A 23,301-nucleotide genomic window follows, 5' to 3' on the forward strand; every position below is an offset into this window, starting at 1 on the left:
CGCTGCGGGCCTGTCCCGCCAGCTGCAGCCGTGCGCTGGCCGGATGGGCGACTACTGGGGGTAGATGCAGTTGCGTCCGTGCTGCTTGGCCTGGTACAGGGCGCTGTCGGCGCGCGAGAAGAATGCCGATTCGCTCTCGTCCTGCCGGTATTCGGCCACGCCCAGGCTGATCGTCACGGGCACTTGCGGATCGGGCAGGCCGAAATCGTGGCGTTCGACGGCGGCGCGCAGGTTTTCCGCCACTTCCGCCGCCTGCGCCAGGCTGCAATTGTTCAGCAAGACCAGGTATTCCTCGCCGCCCCAGCGCGTGATGACGTCGCTCTCGCGCACGCTGGCGCGCGCCACGTCGGCCACGCCGCGGATGACCTTGTCCCCCCACAGGTGGCCATGCGTATCGTTGACGCGCTTGAAGAAATCGATGTCGAACAGGATGGCCGACAGCGGTTGCGTATTGCGTTTGGACAATAACATCGCGCGCTGGAACAGCAATTCCAGCGATTTGCGGTTCAGCAAGCCCGTTAATGCATCGGTCGAGGCGATGCGCTCGATGCGGCGCTGGTAGCGGTTCACCGTCAGCAAGGTCAGCAGCAATACCAGCAGGGTGACGCCAAAGCTGATCGCCAGGTTCAGGATGAACACGCCCTGCAGCGATTCGACTTCGTCGCTGACATTCTGCTCGACCACCAGGTACCAGCCCAGTTCGGGAATGTAGCGCGAGTTGACGAGGATTTGCGCGCGGGCCAGCTGGTAGGACAGGTGCGTCGGTTCGCTGCGATGGTTGAGGATCTGGCCGGCGATGGCCTGCACGCCGGGCAGCTGGTGGATATTGCCATGCCCATCGCGCATGGTCTTGCCGGCCAGGACCAGGGCGCCGGCTTCATCGACAAAGTAGATATTGCGGTGGAAGCGCGCCTGGTAGCGGTCGATGATGTTGCTCATGGTATCGAGCGTCAGGCCGATGCCGGTGGCGCCGATGAACTGGCCATTGTAGTCATACACGCGATGGTTGATGAAGATGGTCATGCTGTCGCGATTGGCCATGTCCACGTCGACATTGGTTTCATAGTCGCTCTTGTCCATTGCGCGTACCCGGTAATACCAGACGTCGCGCAAGGCCTGCGGGCTGACCGACTTCAGGGTGCCTTCGGCATAGTAGTACTTGCTGCTCCGGTCCGACACCAGGAAGCTGGTGATGGCGCCATATTTCTTCTTGACTTCGGCCAGGTAGCGCACGATCTGCGCCGGGTTCGCTTCGCCAGCCAGTATCCAGTCGCGCACGAAGGTGTCGTGCGCCATCAGCGACGAGATGAAGACGGGGCGCAGCATGTCCTTCTGGATTTCGGAATAGATGTTGTCGCCCGTCAAAGGCAGCGTCTGGTCGGCGATGCCATGTTCGATGGCATTGCGCGACGCCAGGTAGCTGGCCAGGCTGGTGGCCACGAAGCCTGCCACCAGGATCAGGGTCAGGAGGATGAGCAGGCGGTACTTGATCGACAAAAGGCGCATGGATTCTCGGAAGGGGCAAGCCAGGGCGTGCGGATGCTGGCCCTGGCGATGGGGCCGGGGATAATCTTTACGCAAGCCAAAAGTATGCAGCAGGCCCAGTATTGGTGCAATGATAACTAGCTTTCTTGCCATCGAGCGGTGGCCGACGCAACAAGATAACCACGATTCACCAAATAAAATTGCCGATTTGTCGACAAAGATGCAGATTAGCAATAAGATTTGATGATGGGAATCATCGCGCACCGCCCCTGTCATGCCGCCGCTTTCAGGCGCAGGACACCACGCGCAGGGAGTGTTTCATGTTATTTTTAAAGAGTACTTCAGTCAGCAAGGCCCCTGGCATTTATGAAGTCGATATCGCTGCCAAGCCGCCAGGCAAGACTTTTGGCGTATTCCTGGCCACCGATCCCGATCATCCGCCGCATACCTTGCTGGAACAGCTGAAGGTGCTCGGTTTCGAGAATACCTACAGCTCGCCCTACCTGCACAAGGACCAGGGCAAGGTGCTGGACCTGCATTTTCAAAAGGATGGCACCGACATCTTCAAGGGCTGGAAGACGGACGAGTGCACGCACAACCTCGCTGCCATCACGGCCCTGTTCCAGGAACACGGTATCGAGATCGCGCCGCGCGTGATGTCGATGGCCGAAGCCTATGCCTGAGTCAATATCTCACGCTGTTTCCACGCCGACGTGATACAGCGCCCACGGGCAGCTGGCGAAACGCTCGGCCAGCGGCAGCGCAGCGGCGGCCGCAATGCGGTCCGCGTCATAGATCGCCCATAGCGGCCCCAGGCCGCCCAGCGCCATCGGCTGTCCATCGAGGTGGGTGGCGATGATGAAGTGCTGCGCGCGCGCCTGCGCCATGCTCAGCGCCGCCGCATAGCCATCCACGGCGCGCAGCAGCAGGCGGACCTCGCCTTCCTCGGGCGCCCCGGCCGCCTTCAAGACATCGAGCAACAGCGGCCCGCGCAGCGCATGCGACTTGCCGTCGTATTCCAGAGTGGGGCGAATCGTGTGTACCGGCAAGTTCGTCAGCGCTGCAAAATCGAAGGCCCGCGCGCGCTCAAAACTGATCTTTTGCTTGTGCATCATCTGGTCGCGCACGGCATCGAACGGGCCACGGTTCGGCTTGTCGACGCTGCCCGTGACGGTCAGCAGGGCCGGGCCGCGCAGGCCGGCGGGCGCCACCCGGGCGCTGGCCGGCAGGGCAGTGGCGGCCATGGCGGCGGCGAGAAACTGGCGTTTATGCATGCACTTCTCCTCTTGACTGAAAATCGCTCGTGTCCTTAAGTCTATCTTAAGTTCGCGCAACGGTGCGCATTTTGCGGTTATTGTCAGTTTGTAATATCCGCTTACATCTTGTCACAGTTCTTACGGAATGGAGAAAGACGTCGCTTTTTTCGGCTGTTATTGTGTAGTCATCGCACTTCGCTGAACTGCGAATCCAGGCACCATTCACTAATTGAGAGAGAGAGAGAACATGATGAAGAAGAAAATCCTGTTTGCAATGATCGCCACTGCTACCGCATTCACCGGCATGAGCGCCGCACACGCCGAAGGCGCCTATGTGGGCGCCGGCGTCACGGGCAACCGCTACAACTTTGATGTCCCGGGCGCCACCAGCGCCGACAACCACAGCGGCTACAAGGCCGGCGGCAAGGTCTTCGCCGGTTATGACTTCGACAAGACCTGGGCGGTCGAGGGCGGCTACGCCGATTTCGGCAGCAAGGATTACAGCTATGTCACCAGCGCCGGCAATGGCGCCGTGAAAAGCGATTCGCACGGCTACTACCTGGCCGGCAAGGCCACCATGCCCGTGAGCGACAAGGTCGGCGTGTTCGGCAAGCTCGGCGTGGCCAAGGTCAAGAATAGCCTGAGCGGCACGGGCCTGTCGACCGGCGTGAGCGGCGAGAACAAGACGGGCGTGTATGCTTCCGTCGGTGCCCAGTACGCGATCAACGAGAAGGTCTCGCTGACGGCCGAGGTGGAACACTTCGGCAAGAGCGCCGACCAGGGCCACAAGGCCACCGGCCTGGCACTGGGCGCCCGCTACAACTTCTAATTTACTGGAAGTTTGCTGAAAAAAAAGGCAGTTACCGCGAGGTAACTGCCTTTTTGCATGGCCGGACCTAAAACTTAGGTCGTCAGTGGCTTGTAGCGGATGCGCTTCGGTTTCGCGCCTTCTTCGCCCAGGCGTTTCTTCTTGTCGGCTTCGTATTCCTGATAGTTGCCGTCAAAGAAGGTGACCTGCGAATTGCCTTCGAACGCCAGGATGTGCGTGGCGATACGGTCGAGGAACCAGCGATCATGCGAGATGACCATGACGCTGCCGGCAAATTCCAGCAAGGCGTCTTCCAGCGCGCGCAAGGTTTCCACGTCCAGATCGTTCGACGGTTCATCGAGCAGCAGGACGTTGCCGCCCATCAGCAAGGTTTTCGCCAGGTGCAGACGGCCGCGTTCGCCGCCGGACAGGTTGCCCACTTGCTTCTGCTGGTCCGAGCCCTTGAAGTTGAAGCGGCCCAGGTAGGCGCGCGACGGCATTTCGAAGCGGCCCACCGTCAGCATGTCGGCGCCGCCGGAGACGTCTTCAAAGACGGACTTGTTGTCGGCCAGACTATCGCGGTTCTGGTCGACGATGGACACGCGCGCCGTCTGGCCGATGGCCACTTCGCCGCTGTCCGGCGTTTCCTTGCCGGTGATCATCTTGAACAGGGTCGATTTACCGGCGCCGTTGGGGCCGATGATGCCGACGATGGCGCCTGGCGGCACCGTAAAGCTCAGGTTATCGATCAGCAAACGGTCGCCAAACGCCTTCGACACATTCTTGAATTCGATGACTTCATTGCCCAGGCGCTCGGCCACCGGAATGAAGATCTCCTGCGTCTCGTTGCGTTTCTGGTATTCGTGCTCGGACAGCTCGTTGAAGCGGGCCAGGCGGGCTTTCGACTTGGCCTGGCGCGCCTTCGGATTCTGGCGCGACCATTCCAGTTCCTTCTGCAGCGCCTTCTGGCGCGCCGATTCCGTCGCCTCTTCCTGCTTCAGGCGCGCTTGCTTCTGGTCCAGCCAGGTCGAGTAATTGCCCTTCCATGGGATGCCGTGGCCGCGGTCCAGCTCCAGGATCCACTCGGCCGCGTTGTCGAGGAAGTAGCGGTCATGGGTGATGGCCACCACGGTGCCGGGGAAGCGCAGCAGGAATTGTTCCAGCCAGTCGACCGATTCCGCATCCAAGTGGTTGGTCGGTTCGTCGAGCAGCAGCATGTCCGGTTTCGACAGCAGCAGCTTGCACAGCGCCACGCGGCGCTTCTCGCCGCCGGACAGCACGCCGATCTTGGCATCCCAGGGCGGCAGGCGCAGCGCGTCGGCGGCCATTTCCAGCTGCAAATTCAGATTGCCGCCGTCGGAGGTCGAGATGATCGCTTCCAGGCGTGCCTGTTCCGTGGCCAGGGCGTCGAAATCGGCGTCTTCCTCGGCATACGCGGCGTATACGGCTTCCAGCTTGGCTTGCGCTTCAAATACTTCGCCCAGGCCCGATTCGACTTCCTGGCGCACGGTCTTTTCCGGGTCCAGCTGCGGTTCCTGCGGCAGGTAGCCGATGTTCAGGCCCGGCATCGGCACGGCTTCGCCCTGGATGTCGGTGTCGATGCCGGCCATGATCTTCAGCAGGGTCGACTTGCCGGAGCCGTTCAGGCCCAGCACGCCGATCTTCGCGCCTGGGAAGAAGGAGAGGGATATATCTTTCAGAATCTGGCGCTTGGGCGGGACGATTTTGCCCACGCGATTCATGGTGTAGACGTAATTTGCCATTAGAAATCTCGGGTGATATACAAAGACGGACAGGATACGGTAAACGCCCGCTTCCGGCCAGCGCTGTGCGCTGCGGAAACGGACTTCGGGGACAGGCTCAGGCCATGGCGCGGCTCTTGCGTGCCGTCCACAGCCCTTCGGCCGCGTACAGGGCCAGCGCCGTCCAGATGACGAGGAAGCCCAGCATGCGTTCGTGGCTGAACGACTCGTGGAAGACCCACACGCCGATCAGCAGCTGGCCCGTGGGGGCGATGTATTGCAATAGCCCCAGCACGGCCAGCGGCAGGCGCCGCGCGCCCGCCGCGAACAGCAGCAGGGGAATCGCCGTGATGGGGCCGGACGCGAGCAGCAGCGCGCGCGTGGCACCCGACTCCGTGTTGACGAAGCCGCTCTGGCCATGCCAGGCCAGCCACAGCATGTAGGCCAGCGCCAGGGGAAATAAAATCAATGTTTCGAACGACAGGCCTTCCAGCGCGCCGAGCGCGGCCGTCTTGCGCAGCAAGCCATAGCCGCCGAAGGTGGCCGCCAGCAGCAGCGCGATCCAGGGCACTTGCCCCGCCTGCCAGGTGAGCCAGGCCACGCCGCAGGCGGCCAGGCCGATGGCCAGCCACTGTAGGCGGCGCAGGCGCTCGTGCAGCAGCAAAAAGCCCAGCATGACGTTGATCAAGGGCGTGATGAAGTAGCCGAGGCTGGCATCGACCACATGGCCGTTGTTGACGGCCCAGATATAGATGAACCAGTTGGCGGAGAGCAGGAACGCGCTGGCCACGAAGCTGGCCACGACCTTGGGCTGGCCGCGCAAGGTGCCCAGCCAGCCCCACTGGCGGCGCACGGTCAGCACGATGCCCAGGAACAAGAGCGACCAGACCATGCGGTTGGCCAGGATTTCCTGTGGGGCGATGTCGTCGATGGCATGGAAATACAGGGGAAACAGGCCCCAGCACAGGAAGGCGAGGGAGGCGTACAACATGCCTGGATTCATGATGGCGTTCGCTTCAGAGTAGACAGTCTGTCATTATCGCTGAAAACACACGGGGCTGCCCGGCGCCGCTGGCGAGGCGTAGAATGGCAGCAAATCAACGGCCGCAAGCCTGCCCGACCAGGCGGCGCGGCATAAAACAACGACCTTGGGGCAGCTGCGGAACCATGCAAAAATACTCTTGCTATTTGCTAATACCTATCATATTGTGCGATGCAACAAAACAAAAACGGGTGCAACCTTGACGTCGGAACATAAAAAAAGCGGCCTGGCGGGCTTGACGCTGGCCGCGGTCGGCATTGTCTACGGCGATATCGGCACCAGCCCGCTGTACACCCTGAAAACCGTGTTTGATCCTGCGCATGGCTTGGCATTGACGCACAACAACCTGCTGGGCATCATTTCGCTGATCTTCTGGGGCTTGACCCTGATCGTCTCGCTCAAGTACGTGACCCTGGTGCTGCGCGCCGACAACCGCGGCGAGGGCGGCATCATGGCGCTGATGGCGCTGGTGCTGTCGTCCGTCAGCAAGGTGTCGCGTTGGCACTTCCCGCTGATGGTGATCGGCGTCTTCGGCGCCACCCTGTTCTATGGCGACAGCGTGATCACGCCCGCCATTTCCGTGCTGTCGGCGATCGAGGGCCTGGAAGTGGCCACGCCGGCCCTGAGTTCCTATGTCGTGCCGCTAACCATCGTGGTGCTGGTGGCCCTGTATTCGGTGCAGTCGCACGGCACGGCGGGCATCGGCCGCTATTTCGCTCCCATCATGGTGCTGTGGTTTGCCGCGCTGGCCGGCATGGGCGTGGTCAATATCATCAAGTCGCCGGCCATCCTGGCCGCCCTGAACCCCATGTATGCCGCCAGTTTCCTGCTCGATAACGGTTTCGTCGCGTTTGTCGCGCTGGGCGCCGTGGTGCTGGCGCTGACGGGCGCCGAAGCGCTGTATGCGGACATGGGCCACTTCGGCAAGAAGCCTATCCGCATGGCCTGGTTCCTGATCGCCTTCCCGGCCCTGAGCCTGAATTACCTGGGCCAGGGCGGCCTGCTGCTGGCCCATCCCGAAGCCGTCACGAATCCGTTTTACCAGCAGCTGGGCGCCTGGAGCGTGTATCCGCTGGTGATTTTGTCGACGATGGCCACCGTGATCGCATCGCAGGCAACCATTTCCGGCACTTTCTCGATGACCAAGCAAGCCATCGCGCTGGGCTTTTTGCCGCGCATGCGCGTGCGCCACACGTCGGAAAGCGAAATTGGCCAGATCTACATTCCCGCCGTGAACTGGCTGCAGCTGGCCGTGGTGCTGCTGGCCGTCGTCGGTTTCGGCTCGTCGGAAAACCTGGCCGCCGCCTACGGCATCGCCGTCACGGCCACCATGCTGTCCACCACCATCCTGACCTTCTTCGTCATCCGCTACCGCTGGAAGATGAATCTGGCCCTGTGCTGGGCCGCCACGGGCTTTTTCCTGATCATCGACGTCAACCTGGTGTCGGCGACGGCGCTCAAGCTGTTCCACGGCGGCTGGTTCCCGCTGCTGCTGGGTTCGATTTTGTTCATCGTCATGCTGACCTGGAAACGGGGCCGCCAGCTGGTGTTCCAGAACCTGGAAAAGCATGCGATTCCGCTCAACGACTTCCTGTCGTCGCTGTTCATCGCGCCGCCGCTGCGCGTGCCCGGCACGGCCATCTTCCTGCGTGGCGAAACGGATGGCGTGCCGCATGCGCTGCTGCATAACTTGCTGCACAACAAGGTGCTGCATGAGCGCGTGATCTTCCTCACGGTGTTCATGCATGAGGAGCCATGGGTGGCGCCGTCCGAGCAGGTGCGCGTGGTCGACCTGGGCCACCAGTGCTACCAGGTGAACGTGCATTACGGCTTCAAGGATGAACCCGACATTCCGTCGGCCCTGGCCCGCTGCGCGGAGCAAGGCCTCGATTTCGAGATGATGGAAACGTCGTTCTTCATCGCCCGCCAGACCATCATCTCGACGCCCGGCGCCGGCATGATGCCGTGGCGCGAACACCTGTTCGTCACCATGTCGCGCAATGCGCGCACGGCGGCCGACTACTATCAGATCCCGAGCAACCGGGTGATCGAACTGGGCACGCAGGTGGAAATCTAGATAATGTGGTTTTTGTGTCAATGTTGTATTGTTGCACAATCCACCGCCGCGCTTACGTCTGCTTACAAATCGGGCTGGCGACACCTGTTAAACTCCAGCCCGTACCGGTCCGCACCGTACGGGCCTCAGTCACACTCCAATATTTAAAGGGAAACCATGAAATCGGTATTTCAAATGATCGCCACCCTCGCCTGTGCCGTGGCCCTGACCGCCTGCGGCGCCGCAGCAAACACCGAAAAGCCGGTCGTGATCGATCCTGCGACCCAGGTGAAGGAACTCACCATCACTGACCTGACCGTGGGCACCGGCGCGGAGGCCGCGGCCGGCGACACGCTGTTCGTCAACTACACGGGCTGGTTGTATGATTCGGGCAAGACCGACAACAAGGGCACCCAGTTCGACGCCTCCAAGCCAGGCGTGAACTTTGATGTCGTGCTCGGTGTCGGCGCGGTGATACCGGGCTGGGACCGTGGCCTGGTCGGCATGAAGGTGGGCGGCACGCGCCGCCTGGCGATTCCGTACGACCTCGCGTACGGCGCGGCTGGCCGCAAGCCCACCATCCCGGCCTATGCGGGCCTGGTATTCGATGTTACCTTGGTGAAAGTCAACAAGAAGTAAGCAGCGGGCCTTGTTTGACGCGCAGGACAATGCAAAACGGGCGATTCCACGGAATCGCCCGTTTTGCATTGCTGGACAGGATCAGGCGGGTGCTAGTTCCTGGAAGTAATACGTGGCGCCGCCCAGGTTGGCCGGTGCGTCATATTGCAGCACCTGCGTGCGGCGCAGGGCGACCGGGGCGCTGAAGGCGGGGCCGTCGTAGACGAAGGTGTGGAATTCACCGTTTTCGCCGCAGGCGTCGACGCCGGGCGGCAGGTCGGCCAGGAAGGCCGCGTCGAATTCGCGTCCGCAAAACGATGGCGGCAAGTGCTGGCCATTGATGCACACGACGATGGCCTTGAAGCCGGCGGCGAGGAATTCGTCGACCAGTGCGCGCCGCGCTTCGCCCCACAGCGGCAGGTGCGCCGCCAGGCCGGCGACCGCGCAGACTTTTTCTTCCCAGTCGCGGTGCGGCTGCAAATCGATGTCGCCGAAGATGGCGTGCTCCATGCCCTCGGCCTTGGCCGCGTGCAGCGTGGCGATGAACTGTGCTTCATAGCTGGCCCAGCTGGCGTGATAGCGCTGCAGGCGCGCGCCCAGGCTGGCTGCCTGGGCCTCGAGCAATTCCGGCGGCACGCCGTGCGAGCGCGACTTGCGGCCATCTTCATCCATGGCCGTGATCAACAGCGGCACGTCCATGCCGGCGTTGCGGGCGCGCCACAGGGCCAGGCAGGAATCCTTGCCGCCGCTCCAGGAAATGAGCGCCGTCGTCATGCCGCTTGCTCCGCGCGCAGCATGTCGACGTGCTGGATGCCGTCTTCGTCATACGGCGCGCTGACGGTGACAAAGCCGAAGGACTGGTAGAAGCGCTCCAGGTACTGCTGCGCGCCGATGCGGATGGCGTGGCCCGGGTGCTGGCGTTCGGCGCGCGCTATGCCCTCAAGCAATAACTGCTTGCCGGCGCCGCTGCTGCGCGCCTCGGGCGCCGTCAGCACGCGGCCCAGCGACATCTCCACGTACTTGGCGCCGGGTGCCAGCACGCGCAGGTAGGCGGCCAGCCGGCGCTGGCCATCGGCCGTTTGCCAGCCCAGCAGGTGCATCGCCTGCTGGTCATGGCCGTCGAGGTCCGGGTAAATGCACTGCTGTTCGATGACGAACACGCGCTGGCGCAAGGCCAGCACCTGGTACAAATCGTGGGGGCCGAGTTCGTCGAACGTCTTCCATTGCCAGCTGATCATGGGTCATCCTTGATTGAGAGTGGCGTGATTTTACCGGCTTCACGCCGCCGGCGTGGGATAGCGCTGCGCATACCAGTGCTTCAGGTGCTCGATGCAGCGCGTCACGCGCGGTGCCACCAGCTGGCGCGACGGGTAGATGGCGAACAGCGCCAGGCTGGGGCGCTCGATTTCCGGAAACAGCTCGACCAGGGCGCCGCTGGCCAGCTCCTCGCGGCAGACAAAGGTGGGCAGGATGCCGATGCCCAGGCCGCGCAGGATCAGGCTGCGCATGAACAGCGTGTTGTTGGTGCGCACCCAGTTCGGCACTTCGATGTCGCTGTGCGGCCCCGCATGGCGCAGCGGCCAGCGGCTGCCGAACAGGGCGTGGCTGTAGATGAAGCAGCGCTGGCGCGTCAGGTCCGTGGGGTCGGCCAACGGGCCATGGCGCTGCAGGTAGGCGGGCGCGCAGCAGATGTGCAGGCGGTAGTCGTGGATGTGGCGCGCCACATAGCTCGAATCGGTGAGCGCCGTGGTGACACGAAAGCCCAGGTCATAATTGGCCGCCGCCAGGTCGACATATTCATCCTTCAGGTCGACGTCCAGGCGCAGCGCGGGCCAGTCGGCCATGAAATCGGCCAGGCCCTCGGCCAGCTCGCCCACGCCCAGAGATAATGGTGCATTGATGCGCAGGCGGCCCGTCACGTGCGCCGTGGAGTGGGCCACCATGTCTTCCGCCTGCGCCAGCTCGTCGAGCAGCTTGCGGCAGTGCTCGAGGTAGGCGGCGCCCGTTTCCGTCAGGGCCAGCTGGCGCGTGGTGCGCGTCATCAGGCGCCCGCCCAGTTCCTGCTCCAGCTGGCCGATGCGCCGGCTCACGTACGAGGCGGACAAGTCCAGTTCGTCGGCCGCGCGGCGAAAGCTGCCCAGTTCGGCCACGCGGCGAAACAGCTGCATCGCCTGCAATTTATCCATGTCGCTCCATTCGGCGCTTCCATTCGGTCCATTTACGCATCAGTGATCTGCATTATTCATCATTTTTTCGTATTTTGATTCGGAATATGCTGCTGACCTCTCTCCAGAAAGGCTACGCCATGAAAAAATTACTGATCAGCAGTCTGTTGTTCTCCGCTTTTTCCACCGCCCAGGCAGCCGAGGTCCTCGTCGTGCTGTCGGATGCGAACCACCTCGACTTGCGTGACGGCAAGGTGTTTGCGACGGGGTTTTATCTGAATGAATTGATGCAGCCCGTCAAAAAGCTGCTCGACGCGGGCCACACGGTGACGTTCGCCACGCCGCAGGGCCAGGCGCCGACCCTGGATGCCAGCTCCGATACGGACGCCTATTTTGGCGGCGACGCGGGCGCCCATGCGGCGCACAAGGCCTTGCTCGAGCAGCTGGCGCTGACGGTGCCGGGCCGCTCGCCCGTGATCAGCCTGAAACGGGTGGCGCAGATCGGTTATGGCCATTACGCGGCCGTGCTGGTGCCGGGCGGCCACGCGCCCATGCAGGATCTGTTGAAGGACGCCAGCCTGGGCGCGCTGCTGCGCCAGTTCCACGCGGACGGCAAGCCGACGGCGCTGCTGTGCCACGGCCCCATCGCCCTGCTGTCGGCCCTGCCGCAGGCGGCCCAGTTTACGGCCACGCTGGAAGCGGGCCGGACACCCGCCAAGCCAGCGGACTGGATTTACAGCGGCTACCGCATGACGGTGATCAGCAACGAGGAAGAGCGGGCGGCGCAGGGCGCGCTGAAGGGCGGATTGATGAAGTTCTATCCGCAGTCGGGCTTGCAGGCGGCCGGCGCGCAGTATGTGTCGAACCGGGCGCCGTGGAGCAGCCACGTGGTGGTCGACCGCGAATTGATCACGGGACAGAATCCCGCCTCGGCGCCGGCCCTGGCGGACCAGCTGCTGCAGGCGCTGCGCTAAAGCAAAAATCCCCGGCGACGCGAGGGCGCGGCCGGGGATGCGCAAGGTGTTGCGTCTATTACACGATCGTCAGGGTGACGTCGATGTTGCCGCGCGTGGCGTTCGAGTACGGGCAGACGATGTGGGCGGCGGCGACCAGCGCTTCGGCGGCGGCGCGTTCCATGCCCGGCAGCGAAATCTTCAGTTCCACTTCGATGCCGAAGCCCGTGTCGATGGCGCCGATGCCGACGTTGCCCTCGATCGACAGGTCCGCCGGCACGGCGATCTTGTCACGGCCGCCGACGAATTTCATGGCGCCGATGAAGCAGGCCGAATAGCCGGCGGCGAACAGTTGTTCCGGATTGGTGCCTTCGGCGCCATTGCCGCCCAGTTCTTTCGGCGTGGTCAGCTTGACGTCCAGTACCTTGTCGGACGAGACGGCACGGCCTTCGCGGCCTCCGGTGGCGGTGGCTTGTGCGCGGTACAGGACTTGTTTGATCGACATGATGATTTTCCTTGGGTTGATTAAATAGTTAACGACTAAATAGTGTGCTACTTGTTTCGCGGGCCGTGGCCCCAGGATGTCCGTCTGAACAAGCAATGCCGGCGTCCATGTGCTCAATATATATCGCGTGCTATTTAATTGCAAGCGATTTTATTTGGGAGTGGCCGCATTGACGCTTTATTTTCTTGCCTTTGTCGCTATTCCCGGGCTTCCATCGCATAATGGCCACCGCCGCTGGTGCCGATTGCTATTCTTGGCCCACTTCAACGCCCAGGGAAAAATCATGACTAGCCTCTTCTTTATCCTTCGCCTTACCCTGGCCACGATGGTCACGTACATCATCGCCACCGCCATCCTGGTCGAGAACTTCCTGCGCTATATCTTTGGCAATACCGAAGGCTTTTTCGTCATCGTCGGCGTGCTGCTGGCCTGCACCGTCATCACGAATGCGTTTTCGCATGTGCGCCGCGTGCGCCTGATCGCCGGCGAGGTCAATGCCAGTACGCTGTCGAGCCGGCAGCGGCGCCAGATCGAGATTCCGTTCGAGGCGGGCGAAGCGTTCGACATGGTCGACGCGGCCATCCGCGAACTGCCGGGCAGCGAAATCATCGAAAGCGCGCGCGACAGCCTGCAGGTGCAGGCCCGCGTGCGCCGCGCCGCGCCATACACGCACACGGGCTTGCCCCGCTTGCGCGTGCTGGGCTTCCTGGAACCGCGCCCGAACCAGATCCTGGCCACCGTCACGCCGAATGGCGAGGCGGGCAGCGTGACCCTGATCTGCGAGCCGGCGCGCAACGCCTGGACCGACTGGTTCCTCGTCGACCATGGCAGCAACCTGGAAAACGCGGAAGCGGTGACGCGGGCGATGACGCGCCGCGTGGCGCAGCGCCGCCGCGGCGAGCAGGCCGAGGCGCGCCAGACGGTGACGGAAAAGGAACTCACGGTCGCCAAGCTGAGCTTGCTGCATGCGCAGGTCGAACCGCACTTCCTGTACAACACCCTGGCCAGCGCCCAGCTGCTCACGCGCAGCGACCCGGTACGGGCCGACGAGATGCTGGGCAACCTGATTTTGTACCTGCGCCACTCGCTGCCGCGCACGGAGCAGGCCATGTCGACCCTGGGCACGGAGCTGGAACGGGCGCGTGCCTACCTCGATATCCTGAAAATCCGCATGGGCGGGCGCCTGAACCTGCAAATTGAGGTACCGCAATACCTGCGCCAGGTGGAATTGCCGCCGATGATGTTGCAAACCCTGGTGGAAAACGCCATCAAGCATGGCCTGGAGCCGAAGAGCGGCGGCGGCACCATCTGGATCATGGCGCGCAGCGGCAACGGCACGGTGATCGTCACGGTGGCCGACGACGGCAAGGGCTTCAGCGACGATGGCGCCGGCACGGGCATCGGCCTGCGCAATGTGCGCGAACGCCTGCGCCTGATCTACGGCAATGCCGCCGCGTTTGCCATCGTCGCCAATTTCCCCGATGGCGTGACGGCCACCATCACGGTGCCCGACAGCACGGCGCAAGGAGTCGCATATGGATAAGCCGGACATGACGTGCATCATCGCCGAAGACGAAGCCCTGCTGCGCGACGCGCTGCTGGCGCTGCTGGGAGAAGTGTGGCCGGACCTGCGCATCGTCGCCGTCTGCGACGACGGCGGCACGGCGCTCGACGCCATTGCCACGCTCAAGCCCGACGTGGCCTTCCTCGACATCCGCATGCCGGGCCTGACGGGGCTGGAAGTGGCGGCCGGCGCGCTGGAGGCCAGTCCCGCCACGCAGGTGGTGTTCGTCACGGCGTATGACCAGTACGCGATCGATGCCTTCGACCAGGGCGCCGTCGACTACCTGTTGAAACCGATCGCGCGCGAGCGCCTGCAGGCGACCATGCAGCGCGTGCAGGCGCGCTCCGCCAAGGGGCTGGGCAACGACAGCGCGCTGGCCGGCCTGCTGCAGCAATTGAGCGGTGCCCTGCCGGCGGCCGCCAAGGCGCCGCCGCTGGTGTGGCTGACGGCCAGCAGCGGCAGGGATACGCGCCTGATCATGGTGGACGATATCGCCTATTTTCAGTCCGATACCAAGTACACGGCCGTCATGACGGCCGACGGCGAGGCACTGCTGCGCAAGCCGATACGCGAACTGCTCGACGTGCTCGACCCGGCCATTTTCAAGCAGATCCACCGCTCCACCATCGTCAACATGAAGGCGGTGGCCTCCGTCACGCGCGACGAGGTGGGGCGCGGCGCCCTGCGCCTGAAAACGCGGCCGGAAACCCTGGCCGTGAGCCAGCCGTTCATGAGTTTGTTTCGGAATATGTAGGTCGGCTTAGCCCGCGAGGGCGTAAGCCGACATCACCACCGGCCTACTCCGCCGTCTCAAAACCTTCGAGCACGTTCACCACATTGATGCCCAGTTCCTTGACCGCGTAGCCTCCTTCGAGGATGAAGGCGGTGGGCAGGTTCAGGTAGGCCAGGCGCTCGCCCACGCGCAGGTAGTCGCCGCTTTGCAGGGCGAAGTGCGACAGCGGGTCGCCGACAAAGGTGTCCACCCCCAGCGACACCACCAGCGCGTCGGGCGCGTACATCTTGATGCGCAGGCAGGCCGTTTCCAGCGCGGCGAACCAGCTGGGCGTGGAACTGCCGGCCGGCAGCGGCAGGTTGATGTTGTAGCCGGTGCCCGCGCCGCCGCCCGTTTCATCGGCGTGGCCCAGGTAGAACGGGTATTCGCTGCGCGGATCGGCGTGGATGGAGGCAAACAGCACGTCGTTGCGCTGGTAGAAAATGCTCTGCGTGCCGTTGCCGTGGTGGTAATCGAGATCGAGGATGGCGACCTTGCGCGCGCCGTCGTCGAGCAAATGCTGCGCGGCCAGCGCCGCGTTGTTGAGAAAACAGTAGCCGCCAAAGAAATCGCTGCCCGCGTGGTGGCCGGGCGGGCGCGTGAGCGCAAACGTGGCGCGTTCGCCCAGGCGCAGCGCGTGCGCCGCGTTGACGGCGCAGTCGGCCCCCGTCTTGGCCGCCGTCCAGGTGCCGGCCGTCAGCGGCGTGCCATTGTCCATCGAGTACAGGCCTAGCTTGGCCGTGAAGTTGTCCGGTTCTATGTCGTGGCGCAAGGTGCGCACGGGCCACACGGATGGCAGCGCGTCCTTGTTGGCATTGTCCGGGTCGAGCGCCAGCCACTCGTGCCAGGCGTGGCGCAAAAAATGCAGGTAACGGGGCGTGTGGATGCGCTCGAGCGAGGTCAGCGGCACGCCGTGCGGCGTGACGATGCGGCCCAGGTTGCGCCGTCCCAGTTCGGCCACCACCATGTCGGCCCGTTCCGGTGTCTCGAAGCAGGGCACCATGGCGCCGCGAAACATCTCGAAGCGGCCCCGGTGCTGGCTGTGCAATTCATTGTAGAAGGTCAGCATCGGGGCGCTTTGCGCAGGGTCAGGCTCAGGTGTGCGAACACAGGGTGCTGGCGCGGTAGGCGGCGACGAAATCGTCGAAGCTGCCGGCGGGTGCCGCTTCCATGGCGCGCTGCTCGGCCAGCGAGCTGGCGGCCAGCTGGTCGAAATACGCGCTTTGCTCGGGGGTGGGCGGATGCGCGCGGAAGAAGGCGGCGTGGCGTTCGCTCTGGCGCAGGCCGAAGGCGGCAAACGAGCCGCCGTTGGCGCGCAGCTCGGCCAAGACCTTCGCCGACGGTGTCGCGTCGGGGTCGGCCAGTTTACGGGCTTGCGCCGCCAGGCTGTCCGCATGCTGCGTGCCGCCCTGGCGCGCCGCGTTGCGAGAGTCGAGCAAGGCCGCCACGGGCGCGATACGCGCCAGCAATTCCTCGCCCCACGCCCGCAGGGTGATGTCTGCGCCATCGCGGCGCAGGGTCAAGCCCGGCTTGCGGCCTTCCTTGACGGTGCGGGCGAAATTGTTCGTGTAGCAGGCGCTCTGTTCGGCCGAGATGGGACCGCTGTCGTCGAGCGCGCAGAACAGCAAGAACGCGTCGAGGAAGCGGCCCGTTTCCAGGCTGATGCCGACCGGTTCGAACGGGTCGACATCCATGCAGCGCACTTCGATGTATTGCACGCCGCGCAGGCACAGGGCCTGGATCGGGCGCTCGCCCGTGCGGATCACGCGCTTCGGGCGGATGGTCGAATAGTATTCATTTTCGATCTGCAGCACGTTGGTGGACAATTGAATCCACTCGCCATCCTTCTTCGTGCCCAGTTCCCCGTACGGCGGATACGGCTGGTTGACGGCATGGCTCAAGGCGTCGACGTAGTCATCGAGGCTGTTTTCGTGCGGGCGCAGGCCGGACTGGGCGTCGTTCTGGTAGCCGAGGTCGCTCATGCGCAAGCTGGTGGCGTAGGGCAGGAACAGGGTATCGTCGGACAAGGTATCGAGCTTGTGCGCGCGGCCGCGCAGGAAGCCGGCGGACAGGGCCGGCGAAGCGCCGAACAGGTACATCAGCAGCCAGCTGTAGCGGCGGAAATTGCGGATCGTCGCCAGGTAGCTTTCCGACTGCACATCCTTGGCCGAGGCCGTCGCATGCGCGGCGCTGGCGCTGGTGCCAGGCTGGCTGGCCAGCACTTGCCACAGCTGCTCGTCGAGCGAATAGTTGTAATGGATGCCGGCGATGCATTGCATGGCCTTGCCGTAGCGCAATGCCAGGCCGCGCCGGTAGACGTGCTTGAGCATGCCCATGTTCGAGCTGCCGTAGTTGGCGATCTCGATCTCCTCCTCGGGCGGCAGCTGGCAGGGCATCGACTGGCTCCACAGCAACTCGTCGCCGAGGCGGCTGTAGGCGTGGCGGTGCACGGTATCGAGCTTGTTGAGCGTGACGGCGATGTCGCTTTCGGCCGGGGTGATGAATTCGAGCAGCGCCTCGGCGTAGTCGGTGGTGATTTCAGGGTGCGTCAGGGCCGAGCCCAGGGCGGCGGGATGGGGCGTGGAAGCCAGATGGCCGGCATGGTCGACGCGCAGGGTTTCACGCTCGATGCCGCGCAAGCCGCCCAGCAGCGCGCGGTTGGCATCTTCGGTCAGCAATGCCAGGCGGCGAGTCAACAGGTTGGGCAATTTGAGCTTCCTTTCTTGTGCAGCAGATAAATAATTTGTGCTGAGATTAACCGAATTTTGGCAAATGCGTCGGCATCGGCCCAAAAAACGCCGCGTCGCCAGCGGCCGCCCCGCGGCACGGGAGCGGCGCTTCGGTCAGGAATGCGCTTGATATTTTAACAAACTGCGGGGGATCTGGCGCGTCGCCGGGTCAAGCTTTGCGCAGGCGGCAACGTCAGCCCAGGCGGGCGCCGCTGACTCTTTCGATGCCGGCCAGGTCGCGCCAGCTTTGCACTTTGTGGTAGCCGGCAGCGGCCAGCAGTTCGCGCACCTGGGCAGCCTGGTCATAGCCGTGCTCCATCAGCAGCCAGGCGCCGGCCGCCAGGTGGCGCGCGGCGCCGGCCACGATGCTGCGCAGCGCCGACAGGCCGTCCGCGTGGTCGGTCAGCGCGCCCGTCGGCTCGAAGCGCAGATCGCCTTCGGCCAGGTGGCGGTCGCCGCTGGCGATATACGGCGGGTTCGAGACGATCAGGTCGAATTTTTCCGTGCCCAGCGCTTCGAACCAGTCGCTGGCCATGAAGGTGATGTTGACGCCGTTGGCGCTGGCATTGCGGCGCGCCACGGCCAGCGCCGTGCTGCTCACATCGAGCGCCGTGACGACGGCGTCGGGCCGCGTGTGGGCCAGCGCGACGGCGATGGCGCCGCTGCCCGTGCCCATGTCGAGCACGCGTCCGCCCGGCGGCAGGCGCTCGAGCGCCAGTTCCACCAGCACTTCCGTGTCGGGGCGGGGGATCAGCACGGCGTCGTTCACTTCAAAGGGCAGGCCGAAGAATTCGCGCTGGCCGACGATGTAGGCAACCGGCTCGCCGCGCAGTCGGCGTTCCAGCAAGCCCGATAAACGTTCGGCTTCAGCGGCAGTGAGCACACGCTCCGATTGCGTGATCAGCGCGACGCGCGACAGGCCCAGGGCGTGGCCCAGCAAGATGCGGTTGTCGAGCGGGTCGAGCAGCGGGCGGATTTGCAGGGCGCCGACAGTGCTGCCGGCGGGGATCAGGGTTTCTGGCATGAATAGTCTATGATTTCTTGCGGCGCAGCAGTGTCCACAGCAGGCCGACGGTAAAAATGGCGAACCAGATGAACGCCCATTGCGGGATCGACAGGCCGAAGAACGGCTCGCCGGCGCTTTCGCAGGCGCCATACGATTCAAACATGAAGGGCATGAGTTCGGCTGTGAAGACCTTGTTCAGCGCCGTTTCCACCGGATCGATGCCGCACGAGAAGCCGGGGTGGGCCAGCACGTACAGGTGCTTGGCACCCACGCCCAGGCCGCCCAGGGCCGCGAGCACACCGATGCCGGCGCCGATTTTGGGGCGGTTGGCGGCCGCGCCGGCCAGGCAGGCGATGCCGATGGCGAGGAACAGGTAGCGCTGGATCACGCACAGCGGGCAGGGCGCCATGTTCATGGCATGCTGCAGATACATGGCCACGCCCAGCATCAGGAAACACAGGGCGGCGGTCAACAGGAGGACGGTGCGTGAATTTTTCATGGGCGACACGGTGAGGTGGATGGAATCGAGCTGGTCATTTTCGCACAAGGGCCGATTTTTATTGCTTAGCCGCTACTTAAAGCGGTCGGCTTACGCGCTGCGCGCTAAGCCGACCTACAAATTGCGGCGTAGGTCGGCGTAGGACGGCGTAGGTCGGCTTAGCGCAGCGTAAGCCGACACAACGGCGTCAGCATTTAGTCGCCCAGCGCTGCTAAAAGCTCCGCCTGATGCTCCGCCGCCAGCGCATTCGTCAACTCCGTCAAATCGCCATCCATGATGAAGTCGAGCTTGTACAAGGTCAGATTGATGCGGTGGTCCGTCAGGCGGCCTTGCGGGAAATTATAGGTGCGGATGCGCTCGCTGCGGTCGCCCGAGCCGATCAGGCTCTTGCGCGTGGCCGCTTCCTTCGACTGCTGTTCGCGCAGCTGCACGTCCTTGATGCGCGCGGCCAGCACTTTCATCGCCTGCGCCTTGTTCTTGTGCTGGCTGCGGTCGTCCTGGCACTCGACCACGATGCCGGTGGGCAAGTGGGTGATGCGCACGGCAGAATCCGTCTTGTTGATGTGCTGGCCGCCCGCGCCCGAGGCGCGGTAGGTGTCGATGCGCAGGTCGGCCGGGTTGATGTTGACGTCTTCCACTTCGTCCGCTTCCGGCATCACGGCCACCGTGCAGGCGGACGTGTGGATGCGGCCCTGGGTTTCCGTGGCAGGCACGCGCTGCACGCGGTGGCCGCCCGACTCGAATTTCAGCTTCGAATACGCGCCATTGCCGACCACGCGCACGATCACCTCGCGGTAGCCGCCCAGGTCGGAATCGGACGACGACACCAGTTCCACTTGCCAGCGGTTGCGCTCGGCAAAGCGCGAGTACATGCGCAGCAGGTCGCCGGCGAACAGGGCCGACTCATCGCCGCCCGTGCCGGCGCGGATTTCCAGGAAGATATTGCGTTCGTCATTGACGTCCTTCGGCAGCAGCATGGTCTGCAATTCGCGCTCGAGCCGCGCCATGGTGGCTTTCGCCGTTTCGATCTCTTCCTGGGCGAATTCCTTCATGTCCGGGTCCGCCAGCATCTCTTGCGCTGTCGCAATATCGTTGCCCGCTTCCTGGTAGCAGCGGTACAGAGCCACCAGCGGACCGAGCTCGGCGTGTTCGCGCGTCATCTTGCGGTAGCTGTCCATGTTCGACGTGGCGTCGGGGTGCATCAGCAGTTCGTCGAGTTCGACCAGGCGGTTCGCCAGTTGATCGAGTTTGGCCAGCATGGATGGTTTCATAGCGATTCGCGGTAAAAGTGTCGGTGAGGGTGCTGCGGGTGCTGCGGGCCCGGCAGGCGGGCAGGAGGCGGCCGCGCGGGCGGCCAGCGGGGCTGCGCTAACGGCGGGGGCGGAACAGTTTCGGCAGCAGGGTGACCAGCTGCTTGCGCTCGTCGCCCTGCGCGTGGTGCAGCGCCTGCTGCGGGCCGTGCAGGAACTTCGCCGTCAAGCCTTTCGACAGCGCTTCGAGCACGGCGTCGATGTCGGCGCCCTTGGCCAGCATCTTGCGCGCGCGCTCGACTTCCATCAGGCGCAAGGATTCGCTGTTTTCATGCAAATGCTGGATGACGGGCACCATGGCGCGGTCGTCGACCCAGCTCATGAACGATTGCACGCGCGTCTCGATGATGGCCTCGGCTTGCGCCACGGCCGCTTGCCGGCTTTCCAGGCCCGTCTGCACGACCTTGCCCAGGTCGTCGACCGTGTACAGGAAGACGTCGTTCAGGCGGCCCACTTCCGTTTCGATATCGCGCGGCACGGCCAGGTCGACCATGAACATGGGCTTGTGGCGGCGCGCCTTGATGGCGCGCTCGACCAGGCCCAGGCCCAGCAGCGGCAGGGACGATGCCGTGCACGAGATGACGATGTCGAACTGGTGCAGCTTTTCCGGCAGGTCGGCCAGGCGGATCGCCGTGCCGTTGAAACGGTGGGCCAGTGCCTCGCCCCGTTCCATGGTGCGGTTGGCAATCGTGATGCTGTTCGGATTTTGCGCCGCGAAGTGCGTGGCGCACAGCTCGATCATTTCGCCGGCGCCGATGAACAGCACGTTCTGCTCGGCAATCTTGTCGAAGATGCGCTGCGACAGGCGCACGGCGGCCGCTGCCATGGAAACGCTGTGGGCGCCGATTTCCGTGGTGCTGCGCACTTCCTTGGCGACGGAAAAACTGCGCTGGAACAGCTGGTGCAGATACGTGCCCAGGCCGCCCGCCTCGTCGGCCGTGCGGATGGCATCCTTGATCTGGCCCAGGATCTGGGTTTCGCCCAGCACCATCGAATCGAGCCCGGAGGCGACGCGGAAGGTGTGGCGCACGGCATCGTGCTGCGGCAGCATATACAAGTGCGGACGCAGTTCGCTGTAGTTGAGCTTGTGATAGTCGGCCAGGAAATGCGCGCCCGCGTCGAGCGGATTGGGCACGTGGCTGGCCGCGTACAGTTCCGTGCGGTTGCAAGTCGACAGGATGGCCGCTTCGTCGTTGTCGCGCAAGTCGATGCGCTGGAACCAGGTGCGCGCCGCCATCACCGCCGAACCCAGATGCTCAGGCGCGAACGCCAGTTGTTCGCGCAGCGACACTGGGGCGGTGGTGTGATTGAGGCCGACGGCGAGCAGTTGCATTTCAGGGCTGTTGGGGTGACTTATGCCGACATTATAACGCTTTGTGCCCGCGCTTTGAGCAGGTCAGCCGTTTGCCGCCGTCGGACCGCCGTTTAGCTGCCCAGTTTTTCCAGCCGATAACCGTAGCTGTAGACAGGCACCAGCCGGTAGCCGTGTTCGGGCTTGAGCTGCAGCTTGTTGCGCACGCGCGAAACGTGCGTATCCATGGTGCGCGAGGGCAGGGCCGTGTCGCGCTGCCACACGGCTTCGTGGATGTAGGCGCGCGACAGGGGGCGGCCCAGGTTGCGGAAAAACAGCAGGGCCAGGGCGAATTCCTTGTGCGTCACGTCGAGCACTTCGCCATGCATCAGCAGGCGGCCGGGCCGGGTTTCAAAGATATATGGCCCGAATTGCAATTGCTCGGCGCCATTTTGCGCCGGATAGGCCACGCGCAGCAGGGCCTGGGTACGCAGCGCCAGTTCGCTGCGCCGCAAGGGCTTGACCATGTAGTCGTCGGCCCCGGCGGCCATGCCGGCGACGATATCGTCCTCGCCTGAACTGTTGGTCATAAACAACACCGGCGCCTTCGGCGCCAGCTTTTCCCGGGCACGGCGCAACACCTCGGTGCCGTCAAGGTCGCTGACATGCCAATCGAGGATCAGCATGTCACAACTATCCTTGCGCAATTGCCCCAGCATTTCCTTGCCACTCTGAAATTCGTGGCATGCGTGCCCAGCGGCGGTGAGCACCTGACAGATCAGTTCTGCCTGACTATGGTCGCTATCGAGTACGGCAATTCGCATAATTGGCTGGAGTGTGTAGCAACAAACAGACGGTCCGCTCTGCTTATCGTAATGTTAAGGAATGCTCAAGTGAAATATAACAGAGATTGCAATTGTGTCCAGTGAAATCGGCGGTCGCTTTCTTTACGTTACACTTGTTCATCTACCCCCTACCAGCGGAGAAATGGCAATGGCAGACAAGAGCAGCACCGATTGGACACTGATACCGGCCAGTCGTGCCGAAATCGAGCAGGTGCGCGAGCGCTGCCGGCGCCTGGTGCAGCGGCGCGCGATGATGTCGGCCGGCGCCTCGGCCATTCCCATTCCCGGCATCGACCTGATGTCCGACGTGGGCCTGTTTTCCATGCTGATCAACGATATCAACCACGAATTCGGCCTGACGCCCGAGCAGATCGAGCGCCTGAACCCGCAGTTCAAGCTGATGGCCTACCGCGCGGCGGTGGGCATGGGGGGCATGTTGGTAGGAAAATTGGTGTCGCGCGAACTGATCCTCCACCTGCTCAAGCGCAGTGGCGTCAAGATTGCCACCAAGCAGGTGGCGCGCTTCGTGCCGTTCGCCGGCCAGGCGGTGGCGGCAGCCATCGGCTACGCCGTGTTCCGCCAGATCGGCAACCAGCACGTGAACGCCTGCGCCGCGGTGGCGCAGGAGTTGCTGGCGGTCAGGCCGAGTTAAAGC

At 63.7% G+C, this 23,301-nt stretch carries 23 protein-coding genes; 8 read left to right on the plus strand and 15 right to left on the minus strand.

Translation table 11 applies throughout. The features are described from left to right. Positions 1-51: 51 nt before the first annotated feature. The gene (locus AC3RCJ_RS02150; RefSeq protein WP_492957704.1) at positions 52-1,506 is read right to left on the minus strand and encodes a sensor domain-containing diguanylate cyclase; all 1,455 of its coding nucleotides are present in this window, start codon (positions 1,504-1,506) and stop codon (positions 52-54) included. Positions 1,507-1,805: 299 nt separating this feature from the next. Here AC3RCJ_RS02150 and AC3RCJ_RS02155 point away from each other — a divergent pair, with 299 nt between their 5' ends. Beyond that, positions 1,806-2,168, plus strand: a complete 363-nt coding sequence (locus AC3RCJ_RS02155; RefSeq protein WP_492957706.1) for a hypothetical protein — start codon at positions 1,806-1,808, stop codon at positions 2,166-2,168. Between the two features lie 9 nt (positions 2,169-2,177). Here the strand turns inward: AC3RCJ_RS02155 and AC3RCJ_RS02160 are convergent, their stop codons facing one another. Beyond that, complete coding sequence (locus tag AC3RCJ_RS02160; protein ID WP_492957708.1) at positions 2,178-2,759, minus strand: putative pterin-binding protein; 582 nt, start codon at positions 2,757-2,759, stop codon at positions 2,178-2,180. 229 nt (positions 2,760-2,988) lie between these two features. On the opposite strand from AC3RCJ_RS02160, the gene AC3RCJ_RS02165 reads away from it, so the two are divergent. Further along, positions 2,989-3,570, plus strand: a complete 582-nt coding sequence (locus tag AC3RCJ_RS02165) for a porin family protein (RefSeq protein ID WP_492957710.1) — start codon at positions 2,989-2,991, stop codon at positions 3,568-3,570. A 74-nt stretch (positions 3,571-3,644) separates the two neighbouring features. Here the strand turns inward: AC3RCJ_RS02165 and ettA are convergent, their stop codons facing one another. Beyond that, a complete protein-coding gene (ettA, locus tag AC3RCJ_RS02170) occupies positions 3,645-5,312 on the minus strand; it encodes an energy-dependent translational throttle protein EttA (protein ID WP_086144373.1) in 1,668 nt (555 codons plus the stop codon). A 97-nt stretch (positions 5,313-5,409) separates the two neighbouring features. Beyond that, entirely contained in the window at positions 5,410-6,294 is an 885-nt protein-coding gene (gene rarD, locus AC3RCJ_RS02175; protein ID WP_492957713.1) for an EamA family transporter RarD, read from the minus strand. Between the two features lie 238 nt (positions 6,295-6,532). On the opposite strand from rarD, the gene AC3RCJ_RS02180 reads away from it, so the two are divergent. Together AC3RCJ_RS02180 and AC3RCJ_RS02185 are read left to right on the plus strand one after the other, a co-directional pair. Continuing rightward, a complete protein-coding gene (locus AC3RCJ_RS02180; RefSeq protein WP_492957715.1) occupies positions 6,533-8,410 on the plus strand; it encodes a potassium transporter Kup in 1,878 nt (625 codons plus the stop codon). A gap of 156 nt (positions 8,411-8,566) precedes the next feature. Beyond that, positions 8,567-9,028 (plus strand): FKBP-type peptidyl-prolyl cis-trans isomerase, encoded by a 462-nt coding sequence (locus AC3RCJ_RS02185; RefSeq protein ID WP_492957717.1) that lies wholly within the window; start codon positions 8,567-8,569, stop codon positions 9,026-9,028. A gap of 81 nt (positions 9,029-9,109) precedes the next feature. Here the strand turns inward: AC3RCJ_RS02185 and AC3RCJ_RS02190 are convergent, their stop codons facing one another. From AC3RCJ_RS02190 to AC3RCJ_RS02200, 3 genes are read right to left on the minus strand one after another with little or no spacing between them, the layout of a single operon-like run. Next, entirely contained in the window at positions 9,110-9,781 is a 672-nt protein-coding gene (locus AC3RCJ_RS02190) for a Dph6-related ATP pyrophosphatase (protein WP_492957719.1), read from the minus strand. Further along, complete coding sequence (locus tag AC3RCJ_RS02195) at positions 9,778-10,245, minus strand: GNAT family N-acetyltransferase (protein ID WP_492957721.1); 468 nt, start codon at positions 10,243-10,245, stop codon at positions 9,778-9,780. Before AC3RCJ_RS02195 ends, AC3RCJ_RS02190 begins: the two co-directional genes overlap by 4 nt. Before the next feature lie 39 nt (positions 10,246-10,284). Beyond that, positions 10,285-11,193, minus strand: a complete 909-nt coding sequence (locus AC3RCJ_RS02200) for a LysR family transcriptional regulator (protein WP_492957723.1) — start codon at positions 11,191-11,193, stop codon at positions 10,285-10,287. A gap of 119 nt (positions 11,194-11,312) precedes the next feature. Here AC3RCJ_RS02200 and AC3RCJ_RS02205 point away from each other — a divergent pair, with 119 nt between their 5' ends. Then, a complete protein-coding gene (locus tag AC3RCJ_RS02205; RefSeq protein WP_492957725.1) occupies positions 11,313-12,146 on the plus strand; it encodes a type 1 glutamine amidotransferase domain-containing protein in 834 nt (277 codons plus the stop codon). A 58-nt stretch (positions 12,147-12,204) separates the two neighbouring features. On the opposite strand, the gene AC3RCJ_RS02210 is transcribed toward AC3RCJ_RS02205, so the two are convergent. Then, entirely contained in the window at positions 12,205-12,630 is a 426-nt protein-coding gene (locus AC3RCJ_RS02210; protein ID WP_492957727.1) for an organic hydroperoxide resistance protein, read from the minus strand. Positions 12,631-12,913: 283 nt separating this feature from the next. Here AC3RCJ_RS02210 and AC3RCJ_RS02215 point away from each other — a divergent pair, with 283 nt between their 5' ends. Continuing rightward, positions 12,914-14,173, plus strand: coding sequence for a histidine kinase (locus AC3RCJ_RS02215; protein WP_492957729.1), 1,260 nt, complete (start codon positions 12,914-12,916; stop codon positions 14,171-14,173). Continuing rightward, positions 14,166-14,948: a LytR/AlgR family response regulator transcription factor gene (locus AC3RCJ_RS02220; protein ID WP_492957731.1), complete on the plus strand. Its 783-nt coding sequence runs from the start codon at positions 14,166-14,168 to the stop codon at positions 14,946-14,948. Before AC3RCJ_RS02215 ends, AC3RCJ_RS02220 begins: the two co-directional genes overlap by 8 nt. 43 nt (positions 14,949-14,991) lie before the next feature. Here the strand turns inward: AC3RCJ_RS02220 and AC3RCJ_RS02225 are convergent, their stop codons facing one another. The 7 genes from AC3RCJ_RS02225 to AC3RCJ_RS02255 form a co-directional block, all read right to left on the minus strand. Further along, on the minus strand, positions 14,992-16,035 hold the full coding sequence (locus AC3RCJ_RS02225) for a histone deacetylase family protein (protein WP_492957733.1): 1,044 nt from the start codon (positions 16,033-16,035) through the stop codon (positions 14,992-14,994). A gap of 25 nt (positions 16,036-16,060) precedes the next feature. Then, positions 16,061-17,674: a glutamate--cysteine ligase gene (gene gshA, locus AC3RCJ_RS02230; RefSeq protein WP_492957735.1), complete on the minus strand. Its 1,614-nt coding sequence runs from the start codon at positions 17,672-17,674 to the stop codon at positions 16,061-16,063. 214 nt (positions 17,675-17,888) lie between these two features. After that, positions 17,889-18,719 carry a peptide chain release factor N(5)-glutamine methyltransferase gene (gene prmC, locus AC3RCJ_RS02235; protein WP_492957737.1) on the minus strand — a complete coding sequence of 277 codons (831 nt, stop codon included), beginning with the start codon at positions 18,717-18,719 and terminating at the stop codon, positions 17,889-17,891. 7 nt (positions 18,720-18,726) lie between these two features. Next, positions 18,727-19,200: a disulfide bond formation protein B gene (locus tag AC3RCJ_RS02240; RefSeq protein ID WP_492957932.1), complete on the minus strand. Its 474-nt coding sequence runs from the start codon at positions 19,198-19,200 to the stop codon at positions 18,727-18,729. Between the two features lie 194 nt (positions 19,201-19,394). Beyond that, on the minus strand, positions 19,395-20,471 hold the full coding sequence (gene prfA / locus AC3RCJ_RS02245; protein ID WP_492957739.1) for a peptide chain release factor 1: 1,077 nt from the start codon (positions 20,469-20,471) through the stop codon (positions 19,395-19,397). A gap of 97 nt (positions 20,472-20,568) precedes the next feature. After that, on the minus strand, positions 20,569-21,843 hold the full coding sequence (hemA, locus tag AC3RCJ_RS02250) for a glutamyl-tRNA reductase (protein WP_492957741.1): 1,275 nt from the start codon (positions 21,841-21,843) through the stop codon (positions 20,569-20,571). 92 nt (positions 21,844-21,935) lie between these two features. After that, a complete protein-coding gene (locus AC3RCJ_RS02255) occupies positions 21,936-22,625 on the minus strand; it encodes a response regulator transcription factor (protein WP_492957743.1) in 690 nt (229 codons plus the stop codon). Positions 22,626-22,794: 169 nt separating this feature from the next. On the opposite strand from AC3RCJ_RS02255, the gene AC3RCJ_RS02260 reads away from it, so the two are divergent. Continuing rightward, a complete protein-coding gene (locus AC3RCJ_RS02260; protein ID WP_492957745.1) occupies positions 22,795-23,298 on the plus strand; it encodes a hypothetical protein in 504 nt (167 codons plus the stop codon). The last annotated feature ends 3 nt before the right edge of the window (positions 23,299-23,301 follow it).

The organism is Janthinobacterium sp. GW822-FHT07H11 (assembly GCF_058798615.1).